This is a genomic window from Streptomyces sp. SID5464, assembly GCF_009862985.1.
Classification (GTDB): Bacteria; Actinomycetota; Actinomycetes; order Streptomycetales; family Streptomycetaceae; genus Streptomyces; species Streptomyces chartreusis_D.
Genome location: NZ_WWIQ01000075.1, coordinates 240,732 through 248,995, shown reverse-complemented (window position 1 = coordinate 248,995; position 8,264 = coordinate 240,732). Strand labels below are relative to the sequence as shown.

Here is an 8,264-nt window from a genome sequence, read left to right as displayed (position 1 = left end):
GAGAGTAGGACGCCGCCGAACTCCTTTTAGAGCTCTGGCTCTTGGGCACTCAGCCCGAGAGCCAGAGCTTTTTTGCGTTGAGGTAAGGTCAGGGAGCATCATTGGCACGTTTCCCACAGGAGGCCCCCGGGTGGAGGTTCAGGAGACTCGCGTCCAGACGGACCGTGTGCTCACCATCCCGAACATCCTCAGCATGGCCCGCCTCGTCGGCGTGCCCCTCTTCCTGTGGCTGATTCTGCGGCCTGAGTTCGGTGGGCCCAAGAGTGACGGCTGGGCCCTTCTGGTACTGGCCCTGAGCGGCATCAGTGACTACCTGGACGGCAAGCTCGCGCGGCGCTGGAACCAGATCAGCAGCCTCGGCCGGCTGCTCGACCCCGCGGCCGACCGGCTCTACATTCTTTCGACTTTGGTCGGCCTCACCTGGCGCGAGATTCTGCCCCTCTGGTTGACCGCTGTACTTCTGGCGCGAGAGCTGGTTCTGCTGGTGATGGTGGGCATCCTGCGCCGGCACGGCTATCCGCCGCCACAGGTGAACTTCCTGGGCAAGGCCGCCACCTTCAACTTGATGTATGCCTTCCCGCTGCTCCTGCTCAGTGACGGAAGTGGTTGGATCTCGTCACTGGCTGCTATTTTCGGATGGGCGTTCGCCGGATGGGGTACAACGCTGTACTGGTGGGCAGGAGTCCTCTACGTGGTACAAGTCCGCCGCCTGGTCCGTGCGGACGCCACGCCCGATTGAACTCGCGGATTGCTCCCACCGAAGCGGTGCGATGGCCCGTCGTGCAAAAGTGCGGGACAATCCTCGCGGGGGAAGTCGGCTAGACCGTCGTCTCTTTGAGGAGGACGCTTCCGACATGAAGGCCGTCGTGATGGCCGGAGGCGAAGGCACGCGCCTTCGCCCCATGACCTCAAGCATGCCCAAGCCGCTCCTGCCCGTGGCCAACCGCCCGATCATGGAGCATGTGCTGCGGCTGCTCAAAAGGCATGGGCTCAACGAAACAGTCGTAACTGTCCAGTTCCTGGCCTCGCTCGTCAAGAACTACTTCGGTGACGGCGAAGAGCTCGGTATGGAGCTCACCTATGCCAATGAGGAGAAGCCACTCGGTACTGCCGGAAGCGTCAAGAATGCCGAAGAGGCGTTGAAGGACGATGCCTTCCTCGTCATCTCAGGCGATGCGCTGACGGATTTCGACCTCACCGAGCTCATCAATTTCCACAAGGAGAAGGGTGCACTGGTCACGGTCTGTCTGACGCGTGTGCCCAATCCGCTGGAATTCGGCATCACCATTGTCGACGAGGAAGGCAAGGTGGAGCGCTTCCTCGAGAAGCCCACCTGGGGCCAGGTCTTCTCCGACACCGTGAACACCGGCATCTACGTGATGGAGCCCGAGGTCTTCGACTATGTCGAGCCCGATGTGCCCGTCGACTGGTCCGGCGATGTCTTCCCGCAGTTGATGAAGGAAGGCAAGCCGATCTACGGCTATGTGGCCGAGGGGTACTGGGAGGACGTCGGCACCCATGAGAGCTATGTGAAGGCGCAGGCCGACGTCCTGGAGGGCAAGGTCGACGTCGACATCGACGGGTTCGAGATCTCCGCCGGGGTGTGGGTCGCCGAAGGCGCCGAGGTCCATCCCGACGCCGTGCTCCGCGGGCCGCTTTACATCGGTGACTACGCCAAGGTCGAGGCCGGCGCCGAAATCCGCGAGCACACCGTCGTGGGCTCCAACGTGGTCGTCAAGAGCGGCGCATTTCTGCACAAGGCCGTCGTTCACGACAACGTCTACGTGGGGCCCCACAGCAATCTGCGTGGCTGCGTGGTCGGAAAGAACACCGACATCATGCGCGCGGCGCGGATCGAGGACGGCGCGGTCATCGGTGATGAGTGCCTGATCGGTGAAGAATCGATCGTTCAGGGTAATGTTCGGGTCTATCCGTTCAAGACCATCGAAGCCGGTGCCTTCGTCAATACGTCGGTCATCTGGGAATCCAGGGGACAGGCGCACCTCTTCGGCGCCCGCGGTGTGTCCGGAATCCTGAACGTGGAGATCACGCCGGAGCTGGCGGTACGGCTTGCCGGCGCCTATGCGACCACCCTGAAGAAGGGCTCGACCGTCACCACGGCCCGCGACCACTCGCGTGGTGCCCGCGCGCTGAAGCGAGCGGTGATTTCCGCGTTGCAGGCCAGCGCCATCGACGTACGCGACCTGGAGAACGTGCCGCTGCCCGTGGCCCGGCAGCAGACGGCGCGCGGCAGTGCGGGCGGGATCATGATCCGTACGACGCCCGGGGTGCAGGATTCCGTCGACATCATGTTCTTCGACGGGCAGGGCGCCGACCTGTCGCAGGGCAGCCAGCGCAAGCTGGACCGGGTGTTCGCGCGGCAGGAGTACCGGCGTGCGTTCCCCGGGGAGATCGGTGACCTGCACTTCCCGGCGAGTGTCTTCGACTCGTACACCGGGTCGCTGCTGCGGAATGTCGACACGACCGGGATCGCGGACTCCGGCCTGAAGGTGGTCGTGGACGCGTCCAACGGAAGTGCGGGACTCGTCCTGCCGAGTCTGCTGGGGAAGCTCGGTGTCGACTCGCTGACGATCAATCCCGGTCTCGACGAGTCCAGGCCGACGGAGACGGCCGACATGCGCCGGTCGGGGATGGTGCGTCTCGGGGAGATCGTGGCGTCCTCGGGGGCCGCGTTCGGGGTGCGGTTCGATCCCGTCGGCGAGCGGCTGTCCCTCGTCGACGAGAAGGGGCGCATCATCGAGGACGACCGGGCGCTGCTGGTGATGCTGGACCTCGTCGCCGCCGAGCGGCGCAGCGGCCGGGTCGCGCTTCCGGTGACCACGACCAGGATCGCCGAGCAGGTGGCGGCGTACCACGGGACCCAGGTCGAGTGGACGACCACGTCTCCCGACGACCTCACGCGCGTGGGTGGTGAGGAAGGGACGATCTTCGGCGGCGACGGCAAGGGCGGGTTCATCGTCCCGGAGTTCAGCAGCGTGTACGACGCCACCGCGGCCTTCGTACGGCTCATCGGGCTCGTGGCGCGGACGCAGCTCACGCTCAGCCAGATCGACGCGCGGATCCCGCGGGCGCACGTCCTGAAGCGGGATCTGGCGACTCCGTGGGCCGTCAAGGGGCTCGTGATGAGGCGGGTCGTCGAGGCGGCCGGAGACCGGTTCGTGGACACCACGGACGGCGTGCGGGTGGTGGAGACGGACGGCCGTTGGGTGATGGTGCTGCCCGACCCGGCCGAGGCCGTCACCCACCTGTGGGCCGAGGGGCCGGACGATGCCTCCGCGCAGGCCCTGCTGGACGAGTGGTCGGCGGTCGTGGACAGCGCCGGCCGGTAGAACGGTCTGCACGCGGGCGTGCCGGACAGGTGTCCCCAACGGGGCCTGTCCGGCATGCCGGTGGGGCCGTTTCGGAGGTGGTGGCCGCGACGTGCGACGATGTGCGGCATGCCGCAGCAACCCCCCATTCGGAGCACACCGACGCGGCCCCGGCGCCCGGACGCGTCCATGTCGTTGATCACCAACGTCATGGACCACAGCCTCGACGACGGATACGCCGAGGCCGCCGCGCGGAAGCGGGCCGCGGGCGACGGTGGCATGCCGAAGACCCTCAGGGCGAAGCTGGGACTCGCTGCGGGGCTGGTGCTCGCGGCGCTCATCGTGACCGTGGGAGCGGCCCAGGCGCGCGTCGCCGCTCCGGTCGTCGCCAAGGAGCGGGAGGAACTGGTCGACCGGATCGACCGGGAGACCGAGAAGGCGGACAAGCTGGAGGACTCCGTCGACCGGCTGCGCGAGGACGTGAGTGCCCGCCAGCGGGAGGCGCTGAAGCACAGCGGCGGCAGCGCCGGGTCCGAGATCGTGGGCATCCTGTCGGGCGCCACAGCGGTGCACGGCCCCGGCGTGAAGCTCGTGGTGAACGACGCCAAGGACGCCGGTTCCGGTGGTGACGGCAACCCGCGTGAGACCACCGGGTTCTCCGATACGGGCCGGGTGCGCGACCGGGACATGCAGCGCGTGGTCAACGGGCTGTGGGAGTCGGGCGCCGAGGCCGTCTCGATCAACGGGCAGCGGCTCACGGCGCTGTCCGCGATCAGGGCTGCGGGGGACGCGATACTGGTCGACAACAAGCCGCTGGTGCCGCCGTACACGGTGCTCGCGGTGGGGGACGGGCAGCGGCTGAGCACCCGGTTCCAGAACAGCGCGGACGGGCTGTATCTGAACGCGCTCCAGGAGAGCTACGGCATCAGGACAGGCATCTCCGTGGAGGACGACCTCCGGCTGCCTGCCGCGCCGAGTGTGATCGTACGTACAGCACAGCCGAGCATTGAGAAGAGCGAGAAGGGCACATCGTGATCGCCGTACTGGGCCTCGTCGTGGGAGTCGTGGCCGGCCTGTTGGTCCGGCCTGAGGTTCCGGCGGTGGTCGAGCCTTATCTGCCGATCGCTGTCGTGGCGGCGCTCGACGCCGTCTTCGGCGGCCTGCGGGCCATGCTCGACGGCATCTTCGACGACAAGGTCTTCGTGGTGTCGTTCCTGTCGAACGTGGTGGTGGCCGCGTTGATCGTCTTCCTGGGGGACAAGCTGGGCGTGGGTGCTCAGCTGTCCACCGGTGTGGTGGTCGTCCTCGGCATCCGGATCTTCTCCAACGCCGCGGCGATCCGCCGGCACGTGTTCCGGGCGTGAGGCAGATGAGCGAGCACGACGACAAGCGCCCCGCGGAGAACGGCGATCCGCGCGCGGACCAGCGCGACGGGAACGGCGAGTCCGGTAGCCGACTCCGCAAGGAACTGCCCCAAGAGGTGTCCGCGCCGGTATCCGCCGCCCGGGACGCCCCGGAGCCGGAACCGGAACCAGAGCCGGAACCGGGGCCCGAACCGCAGGCGGCTGCCGCGTCCGAGCCGCAGCTGACCGGACGGCAGCGGCTGGTGAAGGGGCTGTGGCCGCCGCGGGTCTCACGGGCCCAACTCATCGTCGCGCTGCTGCTGTTCGGCCTCGGGTTCGGGCTGGCCGTGCAGGTGGCCTCGCACAGCAACAGTGACAGCGCGCTGCGCGGTGCGCGTCAGGAAGATCTTGTCCGCATCCTCGATGAACTGGATGACCGTACGCAGCGTCTTGAGGACGAGAAGCAGGGTCTCGAGAAGCAGCGTGACGAGCTGGAGAACAGCTCGGACCAGGCCGAGGAGGCCCGGAAGCAGACCATCGAGAAGGAGAGGCAACTCGGCATCCTGGCCGGCACGGTGGCCGCGCAGGGGCCCGGCATCACCATGACCATCGAGGACACGAAGGGGACGGTCGAGGCGGACATGCTGCTCGACGCGATCCAGGAGCTGCGCGCGGCGGGTGCCGAGGCGATCCAGGTGAACGGCGTGCGGGTCGTCGCGGGCACGTATCTGACGGACTCCGGCAAGGGCGTGAGCGTCGACGGGAACAAGATCAACGCGCCCTATCGTTTCAAGGTCATCGGCAAGCCGCAGGATCTCGAGCCGGCGCTCAACATCCCCGGAGGCGTGGTGCAGACTCTCGAGAAGGAACAGGCCACGGTCACCATCGAGCGGTCGACCAAGATCGTCGTGGACGCCTTGCGGGCGGTGAAGCGGCCTGACTACGCTCGGTCGTCCTCGCAGTGAACCGGGGGTGCATGGGCGAGGTCCGGCGAGGGCATGAGGTTGCGGGGGGTCGGCGCACCGAATGGGTGGTGCGTGGTGGAAACTGTCTGGTGCAGACGGACGTTGTCAGGATGTCCGGGTCGGCCAGAGTGTTCAGTCAGGGTTCGTCCTGCCCCACGGGCGGGTCTGTTTCGGTCAAGGGGAATCGCCCGTGAAGTTGTTTGCGAAGTTGTTCGGCAAGAGCGCGCGAGAGGGCAGCGACAATGCGACCGCTCGCCATCGCGCACAGCCTGACGCGGAGGGCCAGCGGCCGCTGTTCCGGGACCAGGTCGGTGGCCCGGGCGGTGACGTTTCCGGAGGTCAGGGCGCGCCGTCGGTTGACCCTGCGCGGCCCGGCGGCATAGGTTTCGGGCAACCCTCAAGTGCGGGTGGAGGGTTTTCCGACCCGTATGCGTCCAATGCCCCCGGTGGGCAGCCGCGGCAGGAGGATCCGATGTCGGCCCTGGTGTGTACGAGGTGCGGTAACCGCAACGCGGAGAACAGCCGCTTCTGTTCCAACTGCGGCGCGCCGCTGCGGGCGGGGGCGGCGGCGGAGCGTCCGTCCGAGACGACCTCCACGATCTCCATCTCCGGTCTCGAGGCCTACGACAGCGAGACCACCGGCCAGACGCCGATGCCGACGCTGTCGCCCGAGGCGCAGGCGGCGGTCGACGCGCTGCCGCTGGGTTCCGCGCTCCTGGTCGTGCGCCGCGGGCCGAACTCGGGCAGCCGCTTCCTGCTGGACGGCGATCTGACCACGGCCGGGCGCCATCCGCAGAGCGACATCTTCCTGGACGACGTGACGGTCTCCCGGCGGCATGTGGAGTTCCGCCGCGGGCAGGACGGCTCGTTCACGGTGGCCGACGTGGGCAGCCTGAACGGCACGTACGTGAACCGCGAGCGGATCGACCAGGTCGCCTTGAACAACGGCGACGAGGTGCAGATCGGCAAGTACCGGCTGGTCTTCTACGCCAGCCAGCGGGGCTACTGACCGGATTCCGGCCGGGGAACCCCGCGAAGGTCCGTCCGTCAGGGAAGGTCCATGCTGCAAACACCGAGCGGCGGTGCCGGGCACGGCACCGCCGCCACGGACAGGCTGATGAGCATCGGCACGGTGCTGAACGTGCTGCGCGACGAGTTCCCCGAAGTCACCATCTCCAAGATCCGTTTCCTGGAGGCGGAGGGGCTCATCGAGCCGCAGCGGACCCCGTCGGGGTATCGCAAGTTCAGCGCTCACGACGTCGAGCGTCTCGGCCATGTCCTGAGGATGCAGCGGGACCACTATCTGCCCCTGAAGGTGATCCGCGAGCATCTGGAGGCCATGGAGCGCGGCGAGGCCGTCCAGCTGCCGGCCCTGGGCCGTCAGCGCGACGGCGAGAGCGTGGCCGAGCCGCCCGAGGCGCCCACGGCGGCCAGGATCGGGCGCCAGGAGCTGCTCGCCGCCGCCGGTGTCGGCGAGGAGGAGCTCAGGGAGTGGGAGTCGTACGGGCTCGTCACTCCACTGGAGGACGGGGTGTACGACGCGGAGGCGGTCACGGTGGCCTCGCTGATCGCCGAACTGGGGCGGTTCGGGATCGAGCCGCGGCACCTGCGGGTGATGAAGGCCGCCGCCGATCGCGAGGCCGGGCTCGTGGACCAGGTGGTGGCCCCGCTGAAGCGGCACCGGAACCCGCAGACCAGGGCTCATGCCGAGACCCGTACCAAGGAGCTTGCGGGGCTCACGGTGAAGTTGCACGCGGCGCTGGTGCAGACGGCGCTCGGGGTGCGGCTGCCGTGAGACGGCCGGTCGTGGGCGGGCCGGATCAGGCGCCCGTTCCCGGCCCGACTACCCAAACGTCCCGAGCACGGCCTAGGGTTGCTGTGTGAACGAGCTCGATGTCGTAGGTGTCCGGGTGGAAATGCCCTCCAACCAACCGATCGTGCTGCTGCGTGAAGTGGGGGGCGACCGTTACCTCCCCATTTGGATCGGACCGGGGGAGGCGACGGCGATCGCCTTCGCCCAGCAGGGCATGGCTCCCGCGCGGCCGCTGACCCACGACCTGTTCAAGGACGTGCTGGAGGCCGTCGGCCAGGAGCTCACGGAAGTGCGCATCACGGACCTGCGTGAGGGCGTCTTCTACGCGGAGCTGGTCTTCGCCAGCGGCGTCGAGGTGAGCGCCCGCCCGTCCGACGCCATAGCGCTGGCCCTGCGCACCGGGACACCGATCTACGGCAGTGACACGGTGCTCGACGACGCCGGCATCGCGATCCCGGACGAGCAGGAGGACGAGGTGGAGAAGTTCCGCGAGTTCCTCGACCAGATCTCCCCGGAGGACTTCGGCAGCAGCAGCCAGTGAGCGCTGGATTCCGGCGAGAGCCGGATGGCGGGGAGTGGCGGCGGCCAGTGAGGCGTGTGGGCGGCCCGGCGGACGATGTGGTCCGCGGCAGGGTCGCCCGCCGTGTGTGACGGGTGAAATGCCCGCATGTGCCGGAGGCGAGTGAGAGCGTCACGCGGCCCGTATCGGAGGCATTCGGCTAGCCTTTCCCCGCGGTGGGGCACGGGAAACCACTCTTAGGGTGATTATCACTCGGCGTGGCGAGTGTGGCGATCGTTGACGCACCCCGGGTGA

8 protein-coding genes are annotated in these 8,264 nt (G+C 67.9%); all 8 read left to right on the top strand.

Translation table 11 applies throughout. The features are described from left to right. The first annotated feature begins 130 nt into the window (after nt 1-130). The 8 genes from GTY47_RS37470 to GTY47_RS37435 all read left to right on the top strand — a co-directional run bounded on the left by GTY47_RS37470 (nt 131) and on the right by GTY47_RS37435 (nt 7,991). Nucleotides 131-739 carry a CDP-alcohol phosphatidyltransferase family protein gene (locus tag GTY47_RS37470; protein WP_010041409.1) on the top strand — a complete coding sequence of 203 codons (609 nt, stop codon included), beginning with the start codon at nt 131-133 and terminating at the stop codon, nt 737-739. A 115-nt stretch (nt 740-854) separates the two neighbouring features. After that, a complete protein-coding gene (locus tag GTY47_RS37465) occupies nt 855-3,350 on the top strand; it encodes a mannose-1-phosphate guanyltransferase (protein ID WP_010041407.1) in 2,496 nt (831 codons plus the stop codon). A 99-nt stretch (nt 3,351-3,449) separates the two neighbouring features. Continuing rightward, the gene (locus GTY47_RS37460) at nt 3,450-4,364 is read left to right on the top strand and encodes a DUF881 domain-containing protein (RefSeq protein WP_086012526.1); all 915 of its coding nucleotides are present in this window, start codon (nt 3,450-3,452) and stop codon (nt 4,362-4,364) included. Continuing rightward, nucleotides 4,361-4,693 (top strand): small basic family protein, encoded by a 333-nt coding sequence (locus GTY47_RS37455; RefSeq protein ID WP_003988855.1) that lies wholly within the window; start codon nt 4,361-4,363, stop codon nt 4,691-4,693. Before GTY47_RS37460 ends, GTY47_RS37455 begins: the two co-directional genes overlap by 4 nt. Nucleotides 4,694-4,698: 5 nt before the next feature. Further along, the gene (locus GTY47_RS37450) at nt 4,699-5,637 is read left to right on the top strand and encodes a DUF881 domain-containing protein (protein ID WP_010041388.1); all 939 of its coding nucleotides are present in this window, start codon (nt 4,699-4,701) and stop codon (nt 5,635-5,637) included. Between the two features lie 61 nt (nt 5,638-5,698). After that, complete coding sequence (locus GTY47_RS37445; protein WP_078602858.1) at nt 5,699-6,646, top strand: FHA domain-containing protein; 948 nt, start codon at nt 5,699-5,701, stop codon at nt 6,644-6,646. A gap of 51 nt (nt 6,647-6,697) precedes the next feature. Further along, a complete protein-coding gene (locus tag GTY47_RS37440) occupies nt 6,698-7,432 on the top strand; it encodes a MerR family transcriptional regulator (protein WP_010041384.1) in 735 nt (244 codons plus the stop codon). An 85-nt stretch (nt 7,433-7,517) separates the two neighbouring features. Further along, complete coding sequence (locus GTY47_RS37435) at nt 7,518-7,991, top strand: bifunctional nuclease family protein (RefSeq protein ID WP_003988851.1); 474 nt, start codon at nt 7,518-7,520, stop codon at nt 7,989-7,991. Nucleotides 7,992-8,264: the final 273 nt, after the last annotated feature.